Source organism: Nitrosopumilus sp. b1, from assembly GCF_014078545.1.
Classification (GTDB): Archaea; Thermoproteota; Nitrososphaeria; order Nitrososphaerales; family Nitrosopumilaceae; genus PXYB01.
The window spans coordinates 115049-137789 of record NZ_MU078712.1 but is presented as its reverse complement, the minus strand read 5'-3'; the positions used below and the strand labels follow the sequence as shown (position 1 = coordinate 137789).

Below are 22741 nucleotides of genomic sequence, written 5' to 3'. Positions count from 1 at the left end.
ACAGTAGATGTCATTTGGAATAGAATTAATGGAAAAAGTGCTTTTCAAGTTTGCCAAGCAGTGGATAGCAGGAAACACAATTGATGATGCCTTAACTTCTGCAAAGGAAGCATACAAGAATGGACGAAATGTGATCATTAACAAGCTTGGAGAGTATCATACATCAAAAAGCCAAATTTCTACAACTGTAAAGGAGTACCAAAAGATTTCAAATTCATTAAGAAAGTGGAATATCCGAGGAGCAATCTCTGTAAAACCAACTCAAGTAGGTTTATCAATTAGCCAAAGAGAATGTCATAAAAATTTTGAAAAGATTATTCAAAATGCCCGAGAGCAGCACATCTTTGTTTGGATAGACATGGAATCAGCTGATCACACTGATGAGACAATTGAGATATACAATTCCTTTTTCTCTAAATATGAAAGACTGGGAATTGCTTTGCAGGCAAATCTAAAGAGAACTGAAGATGATCTGAAAAATTTAATCGAGATAGGTGCCAAGATACGTCTAGTAAAAGGAGCATACAGTGAGAATGCAGAGATTGCATTCAAGTCAAAAGAGGAGGTTGATAAAAATTTCATGAGGCTTGTAAGGATTCTTTTCAAAAACGGTAACGAGTTTGGTGTTGCAACACATGATGGAAAAATTATATCTAAAGTAGAGCGATTATCAAAAAGATATCCTAAAAAATTTGAATTTCAGATGCTTAGAGGAATTCGGGATGACATAAAACCAGGCCTAATAAAGCGAAAATTTGTTGTATCAGACTATATCCCTTATGGCACAAACTGGCTACCATATTCCATTAGAAGAATCAAGGAGAGAAAGCGAAACATTTTGCTTTTGGGAAGCTCACTTATTCAGTCACAGCGGGTTTGAGTCTGGGCACGCATAAACTGTTGCAGATACTGCTCTCCACCCGCACCTTTACCTGTAGAACCGGAATTTTTCCAACCTACAAATGGCTGACTAGATACTAATGCAGCAGTTGTTGCACTGGCAGAACGATTGGCATAAACAACACCTGCTTGAATCTTTGAGAAAAAATCATCTAACTGTTTTTGATCATTGCTAAAAATTCCTGCAGTAAGGCCATACTCTGTTTGGTTTGCAAGCTTTATTGCATCATCAAAGTTTTCAAATCTTTGTACACACAAAAAGGGTAAGAAGAGTTCTTCTTTCATTAGCTTGTGGGATTCAGGAAGTTTAGTTACAATTGTAGGCTCTATAAAATATCCGTGCTCAAGACCAACAGCATTAATTACAGAGCCGCCAGCAAGTACTTGGCCATCTTTTTTTGCAACGTTTACAGCATCTTCAAATTTTGATTTTGCATCTTGGTTAATCACTGGTCCCAGAAATACTTCTTTTTGCCAAGGCATTCCTATCTTTAGCTTTTTTGTTTTTTCAACAAGTTTTGAAACAAATTGATCTGCAATTTCATTTTGCACGTAAACTCTGGAGCATGCACTACACTTTTGTCCTCCAAAACCAAATGCTGCATTTAATACACCATCTGCTGCTTTATCCAAATCAGTATTTTTTGTTACGATTACAGGATTTTTACCACCCATCTCTGAGATAAAGGGTCTTGCAGATGATTTTGTAAATTCCTTAAATCCAGACATGCCGACTTCGCGTGAACCAGTAAACGCAATTCCATCAACATCTTGACTCTCAATCAGAGTCTGACCAACAACGCTTCCAGAACCAGTCAAAAAGTTGAGTGCTCCTGCAGGAAGTTTTGGGAATATAATTTTTGCAAATTTGTATGATGATAATGGTGCATCGCTTGCAGGTTTTAGTACTGCAGTGTTACCGGTGATTAGTGCACCAGTAGTCATTCCAATTGCAATTGCAGATGGAAAGTTAAACGGTGCAATAATACCCCACACTCCAAATGGTTTGAGAACAGTTTGGGTCTTTTCATTAGGATTGGGGTGAAATGTGGGTTTGCAGAATCCTTCATTTTTTTCTAGTTGGTAGGCATAAAATCGCATAAAATCGATTGCCTCATCAACATCACCCATTGCTTCAAGGCGATTTTTTCCGTTCTCAAATGTCATGAGTGCAGCCAAGGAGAACTTTTCCATTGAGAAGATGTTTGCACAGTCTCTAAAGATCTCGGCTCTTTTTTGGTATGAGATATTACTCCATTTTTCAAAGGATTCTTTTGCTGAAGCAATGGCTGATTGGGTATCCTCAATGGAAGCCTTTGGAAATTTTGCAATTGAGATTCTAGTATCTGCAGGGGATTTTACTGTAAAACAAAAATCAGAAAAGACTTCTTTGCCATTTACAATTATTGGATATGTTTTTCCAAAATTATTTTGTACTTCATCTATTGCTTTATCAAAATTTGCATGAAACTCGTTAGTAGAATTATTTTGCACTGCCTTGCCCCAAGTAAATTCATTTTCAAATTCAGTCATTGTGTTTCACCTGATGAATAAATAACTTCAGAGATGATTCGTGATGCAAGATGTGATGTTCTGTCTTTAACATCAAAACTCGGGCAGACTTCCATTATATCCATTCCAACTATACCTTTAGCTGCAATTGCTTTTAAAATATACATGGCATCCGTACTGCTCAAACCCATTGGAACTGGAACAGAAACTCCAGGTGCAAACGCAGGATCTATGCAATCCATATCAAATGAGACATACACATTCTTTCCAATTTTATTCAAAACAGATTCTGTGATTTTTTTTATGCCTTGCTCTTGAATATCAAAAGGAGTTATCACTTGCAAGTTGTATTTGTTGATGTTATCTAGTTCTTCTTGTTCTGGGGTTCTAATTCCTATCTGAATGCTTGAATCAACATCAATGTTTGGAATTACATCATGTACCACAGAACCATAATAGTTTGTAGTGGAACTTACAAAATCAGGATGTGCATCAAAGTATACTAGTGAAATTTTTTCAAAGCGGTTTGCCATGGAATGAATAATTTGTCTAGTGATAGAGTGATCCCCACCAATTGATATTGGAATTTTTGAGGAAGAAGTAATTTTATCAAATGTTTCATCAATCTCCACTCTTGTGATGTTTCCAAGATCAAAAACTTTCTTGGTACTACCAGTAAATGGACGCCCTAACGAAGTTTTTCCGCTCCGCTCAAAAGAATCACGCTCATTTGAGATCTGCCTAATTCTATAGGGGGCTTCTTCAGTGCCCTTTCGTAGTGCGTGAGATTGGGATTCATCAGGGATTCCCACAATGACATAATTAGCTTCCTCAAATCTTTCTGTATTTGCCCAACAAATCTTATCCATGAAGACCTTACACCATTACTGAATTTGTGTCTTGATTATTACCTCAAATCTCTAAGGAATCAAGCATTTTTGAGACGTCAGTAGTAGGCTTGCTATTTTCCTCAATTTTCTGATATGCCGGAGGATTTTCCTTATAATTTGGGTTATTTTCTGAGAGCCTTCTATCACATGTTGAAATCAATGGATTTTGGTAAAACAATCCTATTGGAATTTTGTCACCCCACTCAAGTGATCTGATTAGTGCTTGAGTTAATTTTTCATTGAGTTCTGCTTGAGAGTTTTGCCTTACAACTGGGTCATATCCTGTCTCTTCAAGATCATATAATCTTGGAATGGGTTTGTTTGTTTTAGGATCAATGTTATCAAATCCCGAATACCAATCCCTCGTGTTAATGTCATTATATGTAGGACAGGGCTGGAGAACTTGAATAAAGGAAAGTCCTTTGTGTTTTATTCCTTGCATTATGATATTCATCAAGTGCTTTACGCTATACGAATAGCTTCGTGCAATAAATGTAAAACCGCTAGCTATTGCAAGGCCTATAGGATTAACGGAGTAATTTGGATTGGGGTTGCCAAGTGATTTTGTTTTGTCTCCAAGTTTCAGTGTGGGAGATGCCTGACCCTTTGTTAATCCGTAAACACCATTATCATAAATCAAATAAGTGATATCGATGTTACGCCTTCCTGCTGCAACAAAATGTCCTGCGCCAATTCCTAATCCATCTCCATCTCCAGCTGTACCAACTACAGTTAATTCGGGATTACACATCTTTGCACCCTGAGCTGCAGTCAATAATCTTCCGTGAGGAAAATGAACTCCATTCACATTTACAAAATGAGAAGTTTTTCCAGAGCATCCTATACCAGAAAAAATTACTGCCTTATGTCTTGGAATTTCCAAATTTGCAAGCGCCATTTGAATTGCATTAACAATTCCAAAATCCCCACAGCCTGCACACCAATCATTGTGTACATTGGTCTTAAACTCTGCAAGTTTTTGTGCCAAAGTTATCCTCCAGTTGCTGCATCAAAGAGGGCACATTCACATTCATCACGCTTTCCACAATAAGGGCACTTGCAATGACAGTGAGGCAGTTTTATCTGACATGAATCGCATTTTAGATAATCATCATCATCTTTTTTGAACGAAAGACTTTGTTTCATCTTCTTAGATTTGTCCCCCTATTCCCATCAAAGTTAGTGTGGATCTAATGTGAGGCATCTTTCTAATCTTCCAAGTTATGGTCTCTCGTAGTAATTCTGCAGTATCACATACAACTTCTACAATGATATCGTAAGCACCAAATGTTCCATGGGCCTCTTTGACACTATCTTGATTTCGTAAATCTCTGAGAATTTCTTCTTCTTTATTTAGTGCACAATTGATTAAGACATAGGCTTTTTTCATTATCTGACCCCCGTTGGATCACTTTTTGATGCTGTCATGCTGTCTTATGCTCGTAAAAGTATTTTAAGGCAATCAAAGAATTTCTATATGAATGCAAAGAATAGATAATATTAACTGAATATTTGTAAAGTAATTAATAAAAAATCTGTCTAAATTAATTATTCAATACCTACTTTCCTGCCAAAAATCCTTCTTCTTTATTAAAAATGGTTATTCCTGAAATCATCGCAATTCCACCTACAGTCCAAATTGAAGCTCCTTGCCAAAATTCAACTTGTACATCCACTATTCCCGCTGCACCAAATCCTATTCCTATGGCCATTAAAGCAATTCCCATCAAAACGAGTTTTTTATCCATTACTCCGTATTGCCTTTTTCTATATTTATGGGAAAGATTGATTATCATCTAGTGCTAATAATTTCCAAAGTTGATAATTACTCTCCTAATTTCAAGTGCTTTCTTACCTTGATTGCAACCACTGCTGGTGCTGCAATGTACATTCCAAGGTTCAATGCAATGACAGAGATTCCAAGCAGTAACACTTGTTCTTCTGAGCCTTGGTCAGCCAATGTCATTATTGATAGTGTGGATACCATCGGAGTGATGAATGCCTTTACAGCTTCCCTGAATGCTGGGTTTTCTCTCTCCCAGTCTGCAATTGTTGGTGAGAAGGAGTAGTAGATACCATTGAATCCAGTGATAAATGATGTTCCAGATTCAGTTGATAGTAAAGTGTTGTCTCTTACTTCTCTGAGAAGCTGTACTTGTTGTGCCATCTCGGTTCCATATGCTGCAGTTGCGATAAGGCAGCCACCTCCGGGATTAGCAGAAATTTTTTCACACGTGCCGTTAATCAAAGTGGTTTGAGGTCCACAGACTCCAAACTCTGGCTCTGGAGGAGGCTCTGCACCAACCACATCATAGATAGTATGGTTTGGAAAGTTTTTATCAAACCAAGCTTTGTATGATTCTTCTTCATTGTATCTATCTACATAGTACTGTGGGTCAACTTCAGGATCTGGAAATCCTGGAATGACTGTTAAAGGATCAGTGGATGGTTCAGGTAATCCAACTACTTCATAGATGGTAAAGTCCGGAAAGTTTTCATCAAACCAAGCTTTGTACTCTGGTTCATTTTGGTATCGCTCTACATAGTATTGAGGATCCTTTGTGGGGTCAGGAAATCCCGGAATTCTTTTTGTTGGGTCAGGGTTAGGAATAAACTCTGTTGTAATTGTTACAAGATTTGAGGGGTTGCTTGTGCCAATTACATTTACGGCTGAAACTCTATACGAGTATGTTGTAGATGATTTTAGATCAGAGTGAGTGTAAGTTGTTTTTGTTCCTGCATTTTGTGATAGCGTTACAAAGGCACCTGAGCCAGTCTTTGATTCTATTTTGTATCCTGTAATTTCAGTTCCACCATCTATGGTTGGAACTTTCCATGTTAGCGTAACTTGGTTTGGTGAAGACAAGACAGCTTCTAATGCAGTTGGAGGTGATGGAGTAGTTCCGGAAATTTTTGGTAGAGATGATGAGCTGGGAGTTGCTGTTGCGCTATTTGATGCAGCACTTGTTCCAACAGAGTTTATTGCATAAACTTTGTAGGTGTAAGACGTCCCTGGCTCACGTTCCGGATGTGAGAAGGCTCTAACTGAGCTCTCTGTGTTTTGAAGTAGAGTAAAGTAGGAACCAGCGCCAACTTTGGCATCGATTCTATATCCAGTGACATCAGTTCCACCATTATTGATTGGAGCATCCCAGGTAAGGTCAATTTGAATGGGTGAGCTTGCAGCAGCCTTGAGGTTTCGTGGTGGAGAAGGAACGGTGTCAGTTACAGGCGGTTTTGATGCAGAGGTAGGAGTCGCAGATGCTTCTGCGGATAAATCACTAGAGCCTAGTGAATATCTTGCAAATACTACAAAGGTATAGGTTTTGTCAGTTTCAAGGTCAGTCACAGAATAGCGTGTATTTTTATCACTTGTCTGCTCTATAGTCTGATAAACTCCAGTTGTAATTTTTTCCTGTATTGTGTATCCTACAATGCTTTGTCCGTAGGTTTGTGAAGGTGCCTGCCATTCAAGATCAATTTGTGTTGGGGAAACATCTGTGGCAATCAATTGAGTTGGAACAAAAGTATGTTTTGGTTGTGCAGTACTTTCAGGCGAGGCATTGCTTAATCCAACAGAGTTTATCGCATAAACTCTGTATGTGTATTTTGTATCAGTGTTAAGACCAGTGTGTTTGAAGAATCTGTTTGGACCATTATCCTCTACTAACACATTGTATGAACCAGTTCCAGATTTTACTTCAATCTTGTATCCTGTAACAGGTGGCCCATTGTTTGCTGCAGGCTTGTTCCAGCTAAGTGTTATTTCACTTGGAGACACAGGTAATGCAGACAATCCACTTGGTGAATTAGGAGCGAGTTCCTCAACAGGGGGCGCTGATGCTTCAGATGTACTAGCAGATACAGTTGCTGAAGAGTTGCTAATTCCAACAGAGTTTATTGCAAATACACGGTAGGTGTATGTGGTTCCAGTTACTACGCCAGTATCAGAATAACTAGTGGATGCCGTGTTGTTTACTAGAACAGAATATGATGTAGAGTTTGACTTTTTTTCAAGCTTGTAACCAGTTACTTGTGGGCCATTATTAGCTGAAGGTTTTTTCCATGTAAGGTCAATCTGAGTAGGCGACATGTCATTTGCTGTAAGATCAGTTGGAGGATTTGGTGGAATGTGTTGGGGTGGAGATGATGATGCAGAAGTAGTAGCTACTGCTTCAGAAGAAGGCTCACTTGTACCAATGGCATTAATTGCAGAAATACGATAAACATAGGTTTTATCGGTTTGTAATCCGGTGTGGAAGTAAAAGGTGCTATTTGAGCCAGTGTTTGCAACTAGAACATTATACCCATCTGGAACGATTTTAAACTCGATTTTGTATCCGGTGATTGGAGAGTCGCCATCATCGTTAGGAGCACTCCAATAGAGGTCAATTGCCGTAGGAGATATGTCATCTGCTAAGAGGTTTTTTGGAGGATCAGGCTCAGAGGCCGCATATACAGACGTGCTTAGACCTAGAGATAAAAGGCCAAATGCCAATAGTGCAAAAATTGCTAAATTCACGATTAGTCATTACAGGCGGCGTTTAGATAGCTTCGAATTAATTATTTTAGAACTAGTGATTGAATTAAGTTAAGGCACGCCCAAGGAATTGTTCTTAAGAGAAGTCTACCAGGTATAGTTATGGGTGTGGTGGAATCTGCATCAATCAATGACATTTCAGACATGCTTGAATTACTAGAGGAATTAGGAAGACCAAAACCTGAAGACAAGTCAGATTCCGAATTTTTCCGCTACATGCTAAAAAGATACATCGAAGATAGCGATAAGGAAATTCTAGTTGTAAAAGACGACTCTAAAGTAATCGGGATGGCAAGTATGATGTTTTTAACAAGATTAAATCAAAAAAGACCTGAGCTGTACATACCAGAGTTAATCGTTTCAGAAAAACATCAGCGAAAAGGACTAGGAAAGATGCTAATTGATTCTTGCATAAAACAAGGCAAAGAAAAAAACTGTCATAGAATAAGACTAGAGTCAGGAAATCAAAGAACAGATTCCCATGAATTTTACAAAAAGATTGGCTTTGAGCAATCTGGTCTATCGTTTACAAAATCACTATAATTTTTTTGCAAGCACGACATCTACCAAGTATTTTAGTTCAGTTCTTTTTGCTATTTGTAAATTCCATGGAATAAATGATTCCTTTTTTGTATCACTAGATATTGAAAAAGAATATTTTTTTAGTTCATCCCTAAGTTCTTTTTCGTTTACAGTATGCTTTACAGAATTTTTACCCCTATCAAAATCATACGGGTCAGAAATTATTAGATAACCCTTTTGCATCTGAGATGATATAGTTTTGATCAGATCAATTGGTTCTATAATTTCAAGAAGATTTAGGGCAAGTATTAAGCCAAATTTTTGATTTGCAAAAGGATGTAAAAGAGAGTCGGCCACGAAGAAATCAGCATTAGATAATTTCTTTTCTTTTGCAGTCTTTATTGCAAAAAATGATTTATCAATACCAAAAACTTGATTGCTTGTCTTTGCCATATGTTCAGAGATGGTACCTATAGAACAACCATGCTCCAAGGAGACATCAGATTCAATCTGATTTAATATCGACTTTATCTTTGAATAAAATTTTGATTTTGAATTATTTTGGTAAATTGTTGCCCATCTTTTCTCAATTAGAGTCTGATCCTCCACATTTTTTTCTACTTCAGAAAGAGTTTTTTTGATATGAGATTTTAGTTTGGAATTTTTTGCCTCATTGAATAGTTGACCTCCTAGTTTTTTTCTTCTGCTCAAATAGGATACAAAATCATTCCAAAGAATCGCAACACCAGATACAATTGGATACAAAATATCACACTTTTTACAAAGTAGAAATCCTTCCTTGATTTCATCAGAACATGAAAAAACATCTAGCTCAAGTGGCCCATTGCATCTAACACAAAAAATGAAATTCAGACTTGATTGATGCATTGTAAATTTTATCTGCAAATTTGGATTAATACGTATTCACAAAGCTAGATAGTGTTAAATTTAGTTCTAAAAAATCAAGTCACTATGGGAGAGTATGAAGAGTTTGCTGAGGCATTAATGGATCAATTATCAGTGGAGATTAATGAGGAAAAAGAGATTTCAGAGCTATCCAAAAAAATTTCAGAAGACTCTAGTTTTACAGTAAAATTTGAAGATATTGAAAAGTCATGCCAACAAATTTTTGACTCACTCAAAGAAAAGATCTCCCAATATGTTGGAATTCCTGTTTCAAATGATTTGAAGATAACATATCCGGATTTGCATGATTTTAAAATGCTAAAAGGAAAAAAGGTCTTTGCAGATGATGCTGGCAGAATATTTACTGACAAGCTATTTGATGCAGTTGCAAATGAAAATTTAGAAAAGATTTCTAATTTGATAAAGGAAGATACTGCAAAGTTTTTAGTTTATTCAACTTATGCCAAAGGATACATCTCAAAGATATCAACTACCTATGGAGACTATCTTGACTCTAAAATTTACCTAAACAAATTTGTTCTTTCTAGCTATCCACAAATAATTTTGTACAAACAGGGTCCACCCTATGAATCAAGAGCAGAGTCAGTCAGATCAGGATACACTGGTGCACTAAAGATGACGATGCTTGAAGAAACAGTTCATTCCCTTCAAGAAAACCTTCACAGAGTAAACAAAGAAGCAGTAATCAAGGTAAATACTCTAAATGAAGAGCTTGCAAGGATAATTTTAGCCTTAGATGATCAGACTTCATCAAAGTTATCAGAGTATCTTCAGCTTCCTTCTGTTCCTGATGAATTCCCAGTTGCAAGAAGAGCAAATCTGTTTTTTATGCTAAATCCAGATAATTTTATCGTAAACGTGCTAGGGCCAGATGTTATGACGTTTACTAAAGTGGAAGTAGACCCGAAAATTTCTGAAATGGTTCCTGAGTTATTAGACATCTATCAGAGATGGCTAGGTCCAATTCAGACCCATCATGCTGCATTTACTACGATGGAAGGCATGGCAGAATTTGCAGTACAAGATATTCTCAGAGATGACGACGATTTTCAAAATTATCTTACAACGTTTATGGGAACTGATTATTCTTCATACAGAGTGAGAAAAAGTATGGGTAAGGACTTTACATCATCTGTTTTTGAAAAGCACGGAAAGCAGGCATTTAAGATGTTAATTGAGAACCATCCTTCCACTAGAGAGCTAAAAGACCCATCATCATACCTGAAAAGAATTTAAAAAAATTGGAAGAAAAGTTTGACCCTTTTTTAGCAGAATGGATATCTTTTACAAAAAGTGATCAGTATAATTTAGTAGAAAAATGTCTCAAGATGGCACAGATTCTAGAGTATCCAGAGCTTGACATTAATTCCTATGTACAAAAAATAAATGAGATTGGCAAGGCACTCAAAGTTTCAGTAACTGAAGTAAAAAATCCCACATACCTAATCTCTATGCTAAATGAAGTGTTGTTTGATAATTTTGGATATCAAGCAGATGAAGAAGATTACTATAATCCAAAAAACAATTTTCTAAACGCTGTAATTGATAAAAAATCAGGAATACCAATTACTTTGTCAATTCTTTATGTAGAAGTTGCAAAGCATATTGGTTTAGAATTAAAGATCGTAGGATTTCCAAGCCATGTTGTAGTAAAATACAACGAAGAGATGATCCTCGATCCATTTTATGGTGGAAGGTTATTAGAAATTACAGATCTTCAGGAAATTTTAGATAGAAACTTTGGTGAAGGAGTGGAGTTTGAGCCAAATTTTTTAGATGAGATAACAACAGAAATGATTCTCATTAGGCTTGCAAGAAATTTGAAGAACTCTTATGCGCAGTCTTATGCCTATGAGAAATCCCTAAGATGTACCAATATGGTTCTTGCATTGGAAAAGAATTCGCCTGAAGATATCAGAGACAAAGGAATTCTTGAAGAACGAATGCTAAATTCCGATGTAGCCCTAAAATATCTGAATCAATATCTGGAGATGAATCCAAATGGAGAAGACGTGGATTTTATTTTAGAATTAATTAAAAGTATCAAAGATAAGTCTAGTCAATAATAGACGAGATATCTCTGCCTTCTTTGATCATTCTTATTTCATGTCTTGCAATCTTGTTGCGAAGGGCCTTTTTGAAGACATCAAGTTCGCTTCTTAGAGATGCGACCTCATCTTCAAGTCGTGCGACTCTCTCATAGATGGTTTCTGCTTCTTCACTCATGATGTTGTAAAAGGAGAATTTTTCCTTAAAAAGTTATGGGTAATTTTGTTGAGGCCTTTGTTAGCTTTTTGAACTACAAATCAAATTCTTGATTGCATGCAGGACATTTTGCTCTCTCTTTTCCTGTTTGTCCTATAATGAATATTCTACCAATAGTTTTGCACAGTGGACACATTCCAGTAGTGACATTCTTTGGCCCAGTCTTGATAATTTTTTGGGTCTTTCTACGCCCCATTCTTAAAAATCCATGAAACGGTCTATTAAGTCTAAGGATGGCGCGGAGAGGGGGATTTGAACCCCCGAGTCCTTGCGGACATGGGATTAGCAATCCCACGCCCTACCAGGCTAGGCGACCTCCGCACACGCATGCTAAACTTAATCTGTAAATAAATTCATTCTTCGCCAAATCTAGAGTAGTTTTTTACGATATCCTCAATTGGAACACGTTTTCCACCAACAATCTTCAAATCAACTTGAACTTTTTTGTTCTCGATTTTGATAATATTGTATGTATTCTCAAACAACCCACGGACTCGTTCAGATGTTGCAGTTCCAGCATTTACAATTTGTAAATTTTTAAAATTCCAAATCCATGGTCGGTGTTTATGACCACATAAAATAAGATCTACATCTGTATCAAGAATTGTTCTCAACACATCACCGGCATCAATCACAGTTAATCGATCAGAGCCAGTGTCTGGAATTCCAATAAGATGGTGATGCATGGCCAGTATCTTTACACGGTTTTTGTATTTTTTCATTGTTCGCTCTAGCCACAAGTTTTGTCTGTATCCAACCTCACCTTCATTTCTATCAGGTCTGGAAGTACCAAGAGTAACTACAACTACATCTTCTTCTAATTCGTTAATTGTTTCAAAAGGAAAGAATTTTTTAAACACAAGATAACCGGTGTTTCGATAATCATGGTTTCCACTAAGGGCTATGACTTTTTTTGTATTAAATTTAGATACTAGTTCTTTACACTTTGTATATTCACTTACCAGTCCCTCATTTGTTAAATCTCCTGTAATTATGATTGCATCAGGCTTTAACTCGTTTACTTCTTGTAGAACTTTATCAAAGACTTCTTGCTGAAATTGAGAACCAACATGCAAGTCAGAAAGTTGAACTAGTAACATGACAAAATTATTTTCAATTGCTCTAATAAATTGTCTCTATACAAAATTCGTAGACTAGAGGGTTATTTTCAGGGTAGAGTTAAATAAGTAACATCATGACTTGCAACTGACATGGCAAAGAAAGCAGCCATCATGAAAGGAGATGGTATAGGTCCCGAAGTAGTTGATGCCATGCTTAAGATGCTAAAAGAATGCAACATGCAATCAGAATTAATTTTATGTGAAGCAGGTTCTGAACAATGGGACAGAAACGGCAGAAAGGACAAATCCTACATTCCCGATTCAACCATGAAGGTTTTAGAAGAGACTGATGCATGTTTTAAAGGACCAACCACTACAATACCAGTTCCAGGAGCACCAAGAAGTGTTGCAGTAACCCTCAGACAAAAATTTGAATTATTTTCCAATATAAGACCATGTAAGACATATCAGAGACTAACTCCAAATAGAAATCTTGATTGTGTTTGTTTTAGAGAAGCAACTGAGGGCCTATACACCGGAGTAGAGGCTACACTAACAGACGATGTTGCAATTGCCATCAGAAAAATTTCAAGACAAGGATGTAGAAGATTCATCAAGGCATCATTAAAGTGGGCAAATGATTACAATATGAAAAAAATGGTTGCCATTACCAAAAGAAATATTCTAAAACAAACAGACGGAATATTTTGGGATGAGATACAAACTGCACTAAAAGATCATCCAGACATTGAGTTATCAGAAATTTACATTGACAATATGGCCCAACAGCTAGTAGTAGCCCCTGAGCAATTCAATGGGGCAGTACTTGTTAGTACAAATCTCTTTATGGATATTATCTCAGAGCTTGCATCAGGATTAATTGGTTCAATAGGATTAATCTATTCTGCAAATATGGGTGAGAATTACGCAATGTTTGAGGCAGCTCATGGAAGTGCACCATCTTTTGCAGGACAAAACAAAGTTAATCCTACTGCTACTGTACTATCTGGTGCATGGATGGCAGAATATCTGGGTGAGCCAGATATTAAAAACGCAATCTTTGATGCAACAAATCAAGTAATCAATGAAGGAAAATACGTTACATTTGATATTGGTGGAAATGCAACTACAACACAAATGGCAGATGCAATTACAAACATTGCAAAAGAAAAGCTAAGAAAATAATTATTTTACCGCTTCAACAACAATTAATTCTTCGAAAAATAATTTCTTTGTTGCAAAAATTCTTGCTTTCAAACCCATCTTATTTGTCTCCTCCACAAGTTTTGTAAAATTTGACAGAGACGAAGTTATAAAGAAAAATTTCCCCCCCTCCCTGATGCTTGGAATTGCAGATTTGATTATTTGTAATGGAATCTCAAGGCCTTCTTTTCCACCATCGGTTGCAATATCAAGTATTTCATCAGTAGCAAGATAGGGAAGATTGCAAATCACAAGATCAAATTGTAAATTAATTGCATCTGCCCCAAAACAACACAAAAGATTCTGCGATGCATATGTCTGGTTTTTTAAAACATCAAGATTGATGTCTGTTCCTACAACAAAATCAAATGAACGCTCAAGTACTTTTGTTAGGTATCCGGATCCAGTTCCTATTTCAAGGGCAGATTTGCCTTTTTCATTTTTAATGCAGTCCTCTAAGAAGAAAGTGTCTTCTGCAGGATCATATTGCCCTTTATGCAATTTGTTTTGCAATTTTTATTATCTCATCTCCATCTATTTCATCAAGGCGCTTTTTAGAATCAGAAGTAATATCGAATCGTTTTAGAATGTTCTGAAGTGTCTTTCTCCTGTACGAAAAGAGCCTGTTTACAGCATGAATCATTTTCAGAGAAAGAGTTCTCTTGGATGTAATTGACAAAACAACGGAATCAATTTTGGGTGGAGGATTAAAATTTTCTTTTCCTACATGGAGTACCTTTTCTATATCCAGACAATATTGTGCAAGAATGCTTATTGCTCTTTTTTCAGTATTTGAGAGTAATTTTTCTGCAAATTCTTTTTGAACCATTATTACTGCACGGTCAAATTTTTGCTGAGTTAACCATTCAATTGCCTCTCTACTCTTTGAGTAAGGCAAATTAGAGACAAGCACATCAAATTTTTCTCCAGTTTTGAATCCGTCACCATGTTGCAATTCAAGATTTGGTAAATTGCTGAATTGTTTTTTTGCCTTCTCGTAAAGCATTTTGTCTGCATCAATTGAGATTACTTTTTTTGCATTTTTACATAATAGGCTTATGAGAATTCCCTTCCCAGTTCCTATCTCCAAGACAGTATCTGTGTTAGTTATCTTTGCTGCACGGACTATCTTTTCTGCAATGGAATTAGATGTTAGAAAGTGTTGTCCTAGTCGCTTTCGCTTTATCATTTTTTGACGAAAAGATTCATTCTAGTTTCGCCAGTTACTTCTTCTAGGATTCTTTGAGAGATATGCTTTATTGGTTCTTTTAGCCCAACTCGTTCTTGTATATCATCAAAACTAGTGAATTTTTTCTTTTCTCGCTCTTCTAGCATTGTTTTCATGTATGTTTTACCTATTCCAGGAATAAGTTCAAGTGCATGAATTCTTGGAGTTAATGGCTGTGCATTGTTTAGATAATTTACAAATCTCTCTTCGTTTTCTGTAACAATGTCTTCAACTACTCCAGGTAATTCGCTTTGTGCAGATGAGGAAATTTTTTCATACTGTAGTTTTCCCAACACCGACAAAACTTTAGTTCTTCCATCTTTTCCAATGTATATTCGCTCTCCAACTTCAAATGCTGAATTTGGTATTCCTAAAATTTCTAATAGAGTTAGCCTGTCTTCACCTATGGCAGTAACAATTATTCCTTCACGACCACGAACAGTGGATGATTTTCCCCTTGCGTTAAAATCCAATACGTAAGCGTATTCTTCATATTTTCTAGGGGGTACATTGGCCCTTTCCAAAAAAGTCACCTAAAAGAGTTAGGAGTTCTCCTTGATTATCTTCAGCATTTTTTCTAGCGTTTCAGCAAGAATTAATTTTTTCCAACCAAATGTGAAAGAACGTAGTTCTGCCAATGTAGTTGGTCTAATGTTTACGATTTCTACAGCTTCTTCTTCAGTAAGATCACATTCTTTTACTAATTGCTGTTTCATTTTTTTTGCATCTTTTGGATCAATCTTTACAAACTTGGAAACATAATCATATGTCCAGCGTTGAATTTGGTCCATTGATTCTGGATCTCCTTTCTCAAGAATCTCCTTGACCTCAGAAATCGAAATAGCCTGTTTCTTCTTTATCTCTTCCATTATTGAACACCGAACGGTTTGATATGGTCAAATCTAGTGATTAAGGTTTTCGTCTTGTTACCTAGTTTGACGTCCAGGGTTACTGCACGTCTTCCAACTTCTGTGACTGTGCCCACCTTTCCATGATATCGTCTGTGAGGCATTCCTTTATGCTGTCTGGAATCAATAATGACTAGTGCTCTCTCCCCTACATTATATTCTCGTAGTAGAAATGAAACACCTCGTTGGGAGCTTTTTGTCATGACTGACCTGGATTTATGCTTGAATCCATGTGAGCGGCCAGATGGCTTTTTCGTTGTCATATCTGAGTAAAATCTCGAATAGCCCTATTTTAACACTTACCGTGAAATCAAGCCTACCGATCAAAGTATTCGAATAATGAAAAAGTAGAGGATTATTCCTCTAGGGTGTAGAGCTCATGCTTTAGTTTCTTTATTTCGTGCTCTATTATGCGCTTTTGAATTCTTACCATTAGATTCATTGGAATTATATCAAAAAAAATAGGAAAAACGCCAAGCGTAGTAAAAGTTGATTTTTTGCCATAACTTTTGTATTTTTAAGGATAGGATTTTTTTAAAAATTAAAAAAGAAAATGATTTGTTGCCCGATGGGCAACAACAGGAGAAAAAAATTATTCGTTTGTTGGTTCTGATTCGTCTACACTAGATTCCGTTGGTTCTGCAGATGGTTCTTCTTTGACGTCAGTTGTTGTTTCTTCTTTTTTGCTAGTCTTTTTTGTAGTCTTTTTTGTCTTTTTTCCATCCTCATCAGGATCAATTACACCGGCTTCACCCAATGCAAAGATGACTTCTTCTTCAGGATGATGTGGACTGTCTACCATTCTTGCAATTCTCTTTTTGCCAGATTTCTTAAAGTAGATTCTATAGGTGCTTGTATGTGCCACAACGTTTCCTCCAATTGGTCTTGTAGGATCACCAAAGAAGACATCAGGAGATGCCATAACTTGGTTTGTTGCAATTGCAGCACAATTGTATGTCTCTGCTATACGGGATAGCAGATGCACAAAGTGATTGAGTTTTTGCTGTCGTGCAGATAATGTTCCTCGTCCAAGATATTCAGAGCGGAACAAACCTACAGCAGAGTCTGCAACGATTAGTTTGATGTTGTGTTCTTCAATTATTGGTCCTGCCTCTTCGAGAATTAGTACTTGATGTGCACTGTTGTATGCTCTAGCAACAATGATTCGATCTAGAACTTTTTCTGGATCCATCTCATTTGCTTTTGCGATAGCAACAATTCTTTCTGGTCTAAAGGTATTCTCAGTATCAATGTACAAGACACCTCCATCCAGACCACCTTCTTCTTTTGGTTTTTGAACATTAACACACATTGTGTGGCAGAATTGTGTTTTACCACAACCAAACTCACCATAAACTTCAGTAAGGGCTTGTGTTTCTAAGCCTCCATCCAATAATGTATCAAGACAGTTAGTACCCGTGGTGATTTTTCCGATATCCTGTCTTCTTTTGTAGATATCAGTTGCACTAACAAAGTCTTTTGCAATTAATCCTTCTTCGACTAGTTGCTGTCGTGCTTTGTTGACAATTTTATCTGCAGTGTCTTTCTCCATGCCAGTAATTTCGGCAATTTCGACTGGACCTCGGACTATGAGATCCATAATATTGTGGATTCCTGCGTCAGTTAATTTTCTTGTAGTTACAGGGCCTACACCCTCCAAACTATCTAATCTTAAATCTTCTACCATACCGTAAGGTACGGTACTAGTACTTTATAAGGATGTTGTTTTGTTAAATTATTCTAAAAGAGTTAGTTTAGCTAAAAAGATCTAGCGACGTCTTTTTCTTTGTCCGGGTTTGTTTTGACCAGGAATACGACTGAGTACAAATCGCTTCTTAAAGTTGCTCTTGTTTCTAAGGCTAGAGTTAGTACCGACTTTTTTTCTTCCTTCAACTTTTGGAGTTTGTCCTCTAACTTTTCCCGCTTTAGTAAGCGAACCGTGAGTTGCCATAATTAATCATGATTTGATGTGAATTTATGTATTTGTATAAAATTTACCAATAATTGGCTTTGATCTTCTCAATTACTCGCTCGTGTTCACGGCTCTTTCGTCTGGCATATCTCTCCATTGCGCCCAATGGAACGCCTCCCAAGGATCGTGCAATCATGTTAAAGAAGTATTTCTTTGGACCTTTTTGACCTCCAGTCTTTGTCATGAATTTTTGAATACCATACTTGAAGTTGTGTTGCCAAGTCTTGTACATGACACCAAGTTGTGCCGGGTCCATCTCGTTTCCAATGTTAAAGAATTCAGATTTTTCTAGCAAGCCAATTGGGACAAATGTCAAAGGTGTTGTAGTAAACATGGAATCAGGTTGTTCTTTTTCTAATTCGTTAATTATCTGAATTGTCTCCCATGAATCTTCTGGGGTCTCATCATTATCTAGACCCATAATCAAGGTAAATGCTGGAACCCAATAGTGTTCATTAAGAGTTTTTACTCCTTCTTTTACTACCCAGTGCCATTCTTCTGGACGGTATGGAGCAAGTTTTCTATCAGCATATTTTTCAATTAATCGTAGACTGCCAGTCTCAAATCCACATTGAACACCAATCAAGTTCTCTGGTCCTGAGCGAATAATTTTTGAGATGTTTGGAATTAGTTTTTCATCAGCAATTGCACCTGCAAGAGTTCCATGAGTTGGGTTAGTGTGTTCAACGCCAGTAGACATTATTGCAGTAAACAGATCCTCTAATGCCTCTCTGTTTGGCTCCATGCCTTTGCTTGTCTTTGGATCCATTCCATAAACAAAGATGTCATCACTATGTATCCATGCAGATTTTTCTCCACCTTTTTTGAGGTTTATCTCAATCTCTTTTTTGACTTTTTCAGGTGGATAGTATCTTAATGCTCTAAGTGTAACATCACAAAACTTGCATCCACGTCCACATCCCCTCATTACTTCAACCATTCCATGCATACTTGGTTCTACAATATCTGGAATATCTTCAAGGTCTGGTCTGTCCCAAAAGTTTACAAATCTTCCATGTAGTGTACGACCTTCACGTTGGAATTCTTTGATGTTTACTTTGAAATCACTTCGTTTTCTAAATGGATTCATGTTTTCAAAGTCACCATTAATCAAATAATTGAAAAAGCGTCCTGCATGTCCATCAATTTCAGGGGCTATACCTCCAAGTTCTCCTTCTAAAATTGCATATAGTCCATACTCCTCGATTTTTTCAGGATCATAGTTGTATTGCCAAGTTCCAGAAGCACCAGCAATAACTTTGGCATTGCTTCCATTCTTCTTCTTTGCGGCATTAATTCTCATGTGTAAATCTCTGTTGTAAAATTCATCGTATGACATCTGCTTTCGTCCATAAGTAAAGGTCATAGTAACAGGTCCCATTCCAAGTGGATCCATTTCGTATGTTCCAACTACTTGGGTTTCAGGTCCGATGAATTTCTCAATATGATCAGGATGTGCTACAACTACGTCTTCTCGTCTAAAGCCATCACGTAGCAGTCCTGCCTCAACTTTTCGTAGTCCGTACGGAGCATAATTTGCAACACCGTTTGTGTGTTCTATTGGATTACAGATAAAATCAAACAAAATTTTTGGAGTCACTTGGTTTTTGAGAATTTTATACCAAAAGCTCTTCTTATCACGATGTGGGTCTAGTGCAGGAGCACAGCCAAAAAATGTAGCTAAAGAAAGGTGTCGATATGGCGACATGAGAGTACGATCTGCTGTCAATACTATCTTTGGATGTGCCATTCCCTTGTGGGCAATAATTTCTTAATTTATTTTAAACCTTCCTAGCCAGTCTTAGTAATTTTCCAAAATTCCAGCCTTGTTTCTGTAAAAATGACCAAATTCAGGATTTGAAGAGAGATAATCGCCATCAAAGATCGTTCCGTCCTTGCACACTAGGTTTTCACCCACACAGCAGCTACCGCATATTCCTACACCGCATTTCATCATTCGCTCAAGACTTGCCTGTACAAAGAGATTATTGGAATTTGCAATTTGTACTGTCTTGTACATCATTTTTTCTGGCCCACAGGCGTAAATTCCATCAAACTTTACTTCTTTACATAATTTTTCGACTACATCGGTGACGAATCCCTTGGTACCATAGCTTCCATCATCAGTTGTGACGATAACTTTGTGATTATTTTTTTGCAGAAGATGATTTGCCAAGTCTTCAAAGAAAACTTCATCTTTTGTTTTTGCTCCCATTACAACAGTGACATCATCTGTTGGTTTAAGATGAGTGATTAATCGCATCAAAGGAACTAGTCCAGTACCTCCACCTACAAGTAATAATTTTCCTGACTTAATATCAAAAGAATTTCCATAGGGTCCCCTCACACCAATTTGTTGGCCTGGGCCAATATTGTATAGACCAGTAGAGGCAGGACCATGTCTACGGACAGTAAATGCAGCTTTTCCCTTATCTTGTGAAATCATGACACTCATTGGCAATTCGTTAATTCCAGGAATCCACACCATCGCAAATTGCCCAGGTAAAACATTAGACATTACATCATCAGAAAATACCAAAGTTCTAACTGTAGGTGTTTCATCTATTACTTTCTCAATAGTACAAATTGTAGGATGATTATGATTTCTTTGCACGACCTATCATCTCCTCAATTTTTGTAATGCCTTTTCTTTCCATGTATTTTTCTATACCAACATTGATTTCATTAAATATTTCAAGCCAGTTGTCCCCAATCGCACTGCCAATTTGAATTGCGGATGCTCCAGCTAAAAAGAATTCTATAGCGTCTTCCCATGTAGATATTCCTCCGCATCCAATTATTGGAATATCATATTTGGATGATATTTCAAAAACACATCGAAGTGCGACGGGTTTGATCGGAGTGCCAGATAATCCTCCTATTTTGTTGCTGAGAATTGGTCGTTGTGTTTCAACATCAATTGCCATGGCACGTAAAGTGTTAATTGCAGTTATTGCGTCAATTCCCGAATCAATGCATGCTCCAACAGTATTAAGATAATGAGTAGTTCCCAATCCAACCTTAGCTATAACAGGCACATCAGTAGATTTTTTGACAGTCTTTACAATTTTTTTAACAAGTTCAGGATCATCACCCACTTCTAGACCCACTTTTGCTACATGGGGGCAGGATAGATTTAGCTCATATGCAGTAACGTTACAGTTTTCAAATTGAGATACCATGAATTCAAAGTCTTCCCCAACAGAGCCAACAAGACTGACAATAATTGGAACGTCCTTGTTTTGAGAAATCATCTTTGCAAAGTTAGTTGCTCCAGGGTTTGAGAGACCAACTGCGTTAATCCATCCACCTCCTTTTACGCTAAATATCGTAGGATTTGGATATCCCTCCCAGGGTTCTTTGCTCAGTGACTTTGTAACTACAGCACCAGCCCCTGATTGATGAATTCTCTTAAAGACATCTAGTGAAATTCCTAAAATTCCAGAAGCGAGCATTATTGGACGCTCTAATTTGATAGGTCCCAAGGAGGTCGCAAGAGAAGGCTTCACTTTTAAATCTAGTTTGACTTTGGAATATAATAGTTGATTCTAGTCTTTGCTGGTACCTTTTTTAATGGAATGATTTGAAATCAACTAGTTATGCAGACAGTCGTTTTGACAGAGATGGGAATCGCAGTATTCGAGGAGAAAAAATGTAAGAAATCATTTCCATTCTCAAATCCATCAAAAGAGTACATTTCAGTACGAAAAGGAGAAGCTGGAATTGATGATCTGATTGATTATGTTGCAAATCTTGACGGTGTGATCTCTGTAAGTGATGAAGCATTGTTATCAATTTTGAAAAAAAATTCTATTGATGCTCAATTAATGAGTGAGGATGGAGTAAATGAAATTCATGCTTCAAAGCCTGAAATTCTCGTAACAGCAGGTTTTGCAAAAGATCAAAACGATGCAATGGTAAAACTTCGTGACTTTGCTATTCAGTTATCCTCATCAAAAGTTACCGAAGTATCAGAAAGTCCAGACTTGCACATCATTCAGGCTATTAACACATTAGATGACATTGATAAGATTGGAAATGGAGTTAGTTCTAGATTAAGAGAGTGGTATGGGCTACATTTTCCCGAATTAGACAACATTATTGATAGTGTATATGGATATGCACAGATTGTTTTAGCAGGTAAAAGAACTCAACTAACAAAGAATGTATTTGTCGATGCAGGATTTCCAGAATCAAAAGTTGAGATGCTGCTTTTAGTAAGTGAAAAAAGTAGAGGAGGAGATATTTCAGATGAAAATCTAGTGATTGTGCAGTCATTGGCAAGACAAATTGTTGAATTACATGATTTAAGAAAAAAGTTAGAATCACATATTGAAATTCAAATGAATGAGATTGCTCCTAATTTTGCTGCAATTCTTGGAACTGCAGTGGGGGCAAGAATTCTTGCCAGAGCAGGTGGATTAAAGAAACTTGCATCAATGCCTGCCAGTACAATTCAAGTTCTTGGCGCAGAAAAGGCACTATTTAGATCATTAAAGACAGGTTCCCAACCACCAAAACACGGATTGTTATTTCAGCATGCACTAGTTCATGCAGCACCAAGATGGCAGCGGGGAAAGATAGCACGTGCAGTAGCTGCAAAGGCTGCAATTGCTGCACGAGTTGATGTGTATGGTGGAGGCCTTAACAAGACATTACTTGAGAAGTTAAACATTCGAGTTGATGAGATTGGTAAAAAGTACAAAGAGCCCACTGAGAAAAAACCAACTCCAAGAGGGGATTTTCGTAATGATAGAGGAGAGTCAAGAGGAAATCGTGACTTTAGAAGAAGTGATAGAGGAGAGTCAAGAGG

Annotated in this window: 27 protein-coding genes and 1 tRNA gene; 6 read left to right on the top strand and 22 right to left on the bottom strand. The window is 37.1% G+C overall.

Annotated elements, in window-relative coordinates:
* Nucleotides 1–7: 7 nt before the first annotated feature.
* A complete protein-coding gene (locus C6988_RS01880; RefSeq protein WP_255464138.1) occupies nt 8–880 on the top strand; it encodes a proline dehydrogenase family protein in 873 nt (290 codons plus the stop codon).
* Here C6988_RS01880 and C6988_RS01875 read toward each other — a convergent pair.
* The 7 genes from C6988_RS01875 to C6988_RS01845 all read right to left on the bottom strand — a co-directional run bounded on the left by C6988_RS01875 (nt 862) and on the right by C6988_RS01845 (nt 7824).
* Nucleotides 862–2433: an aldehyde dehydrogenase family protein gene (locus tag C6988_RS01875; RefSeq protein ID WP_182132999.1), complete on the bottom strand. Its 1572-nt coding sequence runs from the start codon at nt 2431–2433 to the stop codon at nt 862–864. The genes C6988_RS01880 and C6988_RS01875 overlap by 19 nt on opposite strands.
* Nucleotides 2430–3281, bottom strand: a complete 852-nt coding sequence (speB, locus tag C6988_RS01870) for an agmatinase (RefSeq protein ID WP_182132997.1) — start codon at nt 3279–3281, stop codon at nt 2430–2432. The genes C6988_RS01875 and speB overlap by 4 nt, the downstream gene beginning before the upstream one ends.
* Before the next feature lie 43 nt (nt 3282–3324).
* Entirely contained in the window at nt 3325–4290 is a 966-nt protein-coding gene (locus C6988_RS01865; RefSeq protein ID WP_182132995.1) for a thiamine pyrophosphate-dependent enzyme, read from the bottom strand.
* A 2-nt stretch (nt 4291–4292) separates the two neighbouring features.
* A complete protein-coding gene (locus C6988_RS01860) occupies nt 4293–4448 on the bottom strand; it encodes a hypothetical protein (RefSeq protein ID WP_182132993.1) in 156 nt (51 codons plus the stop codon).
* Between the two features lie 4 nt (nt 4449–4452).
* Nucleotides 4453–4692 (bottom strand): Lrp/AsnC ligand binding domain-containing protein, encoded by a 240-nt coding sequence (locus C6988_RS01855; protein WP_182132991.1) that lies wholly within the window; start codon nt 4690–4692, stop codon nt 4453–4455.
* A gap of 169 nt (nt 4693–4861) precedes the next feature.
* A complete protein-coding gene (locus tag C6988_RS01850) occupies nt 4862–5050 on the bottom strand; it encodes a hypothetical protein (protein WP_182132989.1) in 189 nt (62 codons plus the stop codon).
* A gap of 77 nt (nt 5051–5127) precedes the next feature.
* Nucleotides 5128–7824: a fibronectin type III domain-containing protein gene (locus C6988_RS01845; RefSeq protein ID WP_182132986.1), complete on the bottom strand. Its 2697-nt coding sequence runs from the start codon at nt 7822–7824 to the stop codon at nt 5128–5130.
* Nucleotides 7825–7944: 120 nt separating this feature from the next.
* On the opposite strand from C6988_RS01845, the gene C6988_RS01840 reads away from it, so the two are divergent.
* Nucleotides 7945–8385, top strand: a complete 441-nt coding sequence (locus tag C6988_RS01840; protein ID WP_182132984.1) for a GNAT family N-acetyltransferase — start codon at nt 7945–7947, stop codon at nt 8383–8385.
* Here C6988_RS01840 and C6988_RS01835 read toward each other — a convergent pair.
* Nucleotides 8380–9252, bottom strand: coding sequence for a methyltransferase domain-containing protein (locus C6988_RS01835; RefSeq protein WP_182132982.1), 873 nt, complete (start codon nt 9250–9252; stop codon nt 8380–8382). The two genes, C6988_RS01840 and C6988_RS01835, sit on opposite strands and share 6 nt — an antisense overlap.
* 84 nt (nt 9253–9336) lie before the next feature.
* Here C6988_RS01835 and C6988_RS01830 point away from each other — a divergent pair, with 84 nt between their 5' ends.
* The gene (locus tag C6988_RS01830) at nt 9337–10527 is read left to right on the top strand and encodes a hypothetical protein (RefSeq protein WP_182132980.1); all 1191 of its coding nucleotides are present in this window, start codon (nt 9337–9339) and stop codon (nt 10525–10527) included.
* A 92-nt stretch (nt 10528–10619) separates the two neighbouring features.
* A complete protein-coding gene (locus C6988_RS01825) occupies nt 10620–11357 on the top strand; it encodes a SirB1 family protein (RefSeq protein WP_255464137.1) in 738 nt (245 codons plus the stop codon).
* Here the strand turns inward: C6988_RS01825 and C6988_RS01820 are convergent.
* The 4 genes from C6988_RS01820 to C6988_RS01805 form a co-directional block, all read right to left on the bottom strand.
* A complete protein-coding gene (locus tag C6988_RS01820) occupies nt 11347–11517 on the bottom strand; it encodes a hypothetical protein (protein WP_182132976.1) in 171 nt (56 codons plus the stop codon). The genes C6988_RS01825 and C6988_RS01820 overlap by 11 nt on opposite strands.
* A gap of 73 nt (nt 11518–11590) precedes the next feature.
* Complete coding sequence (locus C6988_RS01815; RefSeq protein WP_182132974.1) at nt 11591–11752, bottom strand: hypothetical protein; 162 nt, start codon at nt 11750–11752, stop codon at nt 11591–11593.
* Between the two features lie 38 nt (nt 11753–11790).
* Nucleotides 11791–11877, bottom strand: a tRNA-Ser gene (locus tag C6988_RS01810).
* 32 nt (nt 11878–11909) lie between these two features.
* Nucleotides 11910–12656 (bottom strand): metallophosphoesterase family protein, encoded by a 747-nt coding sequence (locus C6988_RS01805; RefSeq protein WP_182132972.1) that lies wholly within the window; start codon nt 12654–12656, stop codon nt 11910–11912.
* Between the two features lie 111 nt (nt 12657–12767).
* On the opposite strand from C6988_RS01805, the gene C6988_RS01800 reads away from it, so the two are divergent.
* Nucleotides 12768–13802, top strand: coding sequence for an isocitrate/isopropylmalate dehydrogenase family protein (locus C6988_RS01800; RefSeq protein WP_182132970.1), 1035 nt, complete (start codon nt 12768–12770; stop codon nt 13800–13802).
* On the opposite strand, the gene C6988_RS01795 is transcribed toward C6988_RS01800, so the two are convergent.
* The 10 genes from C6988_RS01795 to C6988_RS01750 all read right to left on the bottom strand — a co-directional run bounded on the left by C6988_RS01795 (nt 13803) and on the right by C6988_RS01750 (nt 21413).
* On the bottom strand, nt 13803–14321 hold the full coding sequence (locus C6988_RS01795; RefSeq protein WP_255464136.1) for a HemK2/MTQ2 family protein methyltransferase: 519 nt from the start codon (nt 14319–14321) through the stop codon (nt 13803–13805).
* Nucleotides 14314–15009, bottom strand: a complete 696-nt coding sequence (rsmA, locus tag C6988_RS01790) for a 16S rRNA (adenine(1518)-N(6)/adenine(1519)-N(6))-dimethyltransferase RsmA (protein WP_182132966.1) — start codon at nt 15007–15009, stop codon at nt 14314–14316. Before rsmA ends, C6988_RS01795 begins: the two co-directional genes overlap by 8 nt.
* Nucleotides 15006–15581, bottom strand: a complete 576-nt coding sequence (locus C6988_RS01785; protein WP_255464135.1) for a DUF655 domain-containing protein — start codon at nt 15579–15581, stop codon at nt 15006–15008. The genes rsmA and C6988_RS01785 overlap by 4 nt, the downstream gene beginning before the upstream one ends.
* Before the next feature lie 9 nt (nt 15582–15590).
* Nucleotides 15591–15917 carry an RNA polymerase Rpb4 gene (locus C6988_RS01780; protein WP_182132962.1) on the bottom strand — a complete coding sequence of 109 codons (327 nt, stop codon included), beginning with the start codon at nt 15915–15917 and terminating at the stop codon, nt 15591–15593.
* The gene (locus tag C6988_RS01775; protein ID WP_182132960.1) at nt 15917–16219 is read right to left on the bottom strand and encodes a 50S ribosomal protein L21; all 303 of its coding nucleotides are present in this window, start codon (nt 16217–16219) and stop codon (nt 15917–15919) included. The genes C6988_RS01780 and C6988_RS01775 overlap by 1 nt, the downstream gene beginning before the upstream one ends.
* Nucleotides 16220–16548: 329 nt before the next feature.
* Nucleotides 16549–17643 carry a DNA repair and recombination protein RadA gene (gene radA, locus C6988_RS01770; RefSeq protein ID WP_182132958.1) on the bottom strand — a complete coding sequence of 365 codons (1095 nt, stop codon included), beginning with the start codon at nt 17641–17643 and terminating at the stop codon, nt 16549–16551.
* 81 nt (nt 17644–17724) lie between these two features.
* The gene (locus C6988_RS01765) at nt 17725–17907 is read right to left on the bottom strand and encodes a 30S ribosomal protein S30e (protein WP_182132957.1); all 183 of its coding nucleotides are present in this window, start codon (nt 17905–17907) and stop codon (nt 17725–17727) included.
* A 43-nt stretch (nt 17908–17950) separates the two neighbouring features.
* Complete coding sequence (locus C6988_RS01760) at nt 17951–19678, bottom strand: B12-binding domain-containing radical SAM protein (protein ID WP_182132956.1); 1728 nt, start codon at nt 19676–19678, stop codon at nt 17951–17953.
* A 51-nt stretch (nt 19679–19729) separates the two neighbouring features.
* A complete protein-coding gene (locus C6988_RS01755; RefSeq protein WP_182132955.1) occupies nt 19730–20542 on the bottom strand; it encodes a dihydroorotate dehydrogenase electron transfer subunit in 813 nt (270 codons plus the stop codon).
* A complete protein-coding gene (locus C6988_RS01750; protein ID WP_255464134.1) occupies nt 20526–21413 on the bottom strand; it encodes a dihydroorotate dehydrogenase in 888 nt (295 codons plus the stop codon). Before C6988_RS01750 ends, C6988_RS01755 begins: the two co-directional genes overlap by 17 nt.
* A gap of 114 nt (nt 21414–21527) precedes the next feature.
* Between C6988_RS01750 and C6988_RS01745 the strand changes: the two genes are divergently transcribed.
* Nucleotides 21528–22741 (top strand): NOP5/NOP56 family protein (locus C6988_RS01745; protein ID WP_182132953.1); only part of this gene is annotated, 1214 nt, incomplete at its 3' end.

Coding starts and splice junctions, on each gene's coding strand:
- rsmA (WP_182132966.1), bottom strand. CDS start 15,009: ATGATAAAGCGAAAGCGACTAGGACAACACTTTCTAACATCTAATTCC.
- C6988_RS01815 (WP_182132974.1), bottom strand. CDS start 11,752: ATGGGGCGTAGAAAGACCCAAAAAATTATCAAGACTGGGCCAAAGAAT.
- C6988_RS01760 (WP_182132956.1), bottom strand. CDS start 19,678: ATGGCACATCCAAAGATAGTATTGACAGCAGATCGTACTCTCATGTCG.
- C6988_RS01800 (WP_182132970.1), top strand. CDS start 12,768: ATGGCAAAGAAAGCAGCCATCATGAAAGGAGATGGTATAGGTCCCGAA.
- C6988_RS01860 (WP_182132993.1), bottom strand. CDS start 4,448: ATGAAACAAAGTCTTTCGTTCAAAAAAGATGATGATGATTATCTAAAA.
- C6988_RS01775 (WP_182132960.1), bottom strand. CDS start 16,219: ATGACAACGAAAAAGCCATCTGGCCGCTCACATGGATTCAAGCATAAA.
- C6988_RS01830 (WP_182132980.1), top strand. CDS start 9,337: ATGGGAGAGTATGAAGAGTTTGCTGAGGCATTAATGGATCAATTATCA.
- C6988_RS01840 (WP_182132984.1), top strand. CDS start 7,945: ATGGGTGTGGTGGAATCTGCATCAATCAATGACATTTCAGACATGCTT.
- C6988_RS01765 (WP_182132957.1), bottom strand. CDS start 17,907: ATGGCAACTCACGGTTCGCTTACTAAAGCGGGAAAAGTTAGAGGACAA.
- C6988_RS01820 (WP_182132976.1), bottom strand. CDS start 11,517: ATGAGTGAAGAAGCAGAAACCATCTATGAGAGAGTCGCACGACTTGAA.
- C6988_RS01850 (WP_182132989.1), bottom strand. CDS start 5,050: ATGGATAAAAAACTCGTTTTGATGGGAATTGCTTTAATGGCCATAGGA.
- C6988_RS01825 (WP_255464137.1), top strand. CDS start 10,620: ATGGCACAGATTCTAGAGTATCCAGAGCTTGACATTAATTCCTATGTA.
- C6988_RS01875 (WP_182132999.1), bottom strand. CDS start 2,433: ATGACTGAATTTGAAAATGAATTTACTTGGGGCAAGGCAGTGCAAAAT.
- C6988_RS01780 (WP_182132962.1), bottom strand. CDS start 15,917: ATGGAAGAGATAAAGAAGAAACAGGCTATTTCGATTTCTGAGGTCAAG.
- C6988_RS01835 (WP_182132982.1), bottom strand. CDS start 9,252: ATGCATCAATCAAGTCTGAATTTCATTTTTTGTGTTAGATGCAATGGG.
- C6988_RS01805 (WP_182132972.1), bottom strand. CDS start 12,656: ATGTTACTAGTTCAACTTTCTGACTTGCATGTTGGTTCTCAATTTCAG.
- C6988_RS01880 (WP_255464138.1), top strand. CDS start 8: ATGTCATTTGGAATAGAATTAATGGAAAAAGTGCTTTTCAAGTTTGCC.
- speB (WP_182132997.1), bottom strand. CDS start 3,281: ATGGATAAGATTTGTTGGGCAAATACAGAAAGATTTGAGGAAGCTAAT.
- radA (WP_182132958.1), bottom strand. CDS start 17,643: ATGGTAGAAGATTTAAGATTAGATAGTTTGGAGGGTGTAGGCCCTGTA.
- C6988_RS01855 (WP_182132991.1), bottom strand. CDS start 4,692: ATGAAAAAAGCCTATGTCTTAATCAATTGTGCACTAAATAAAGAAGAA.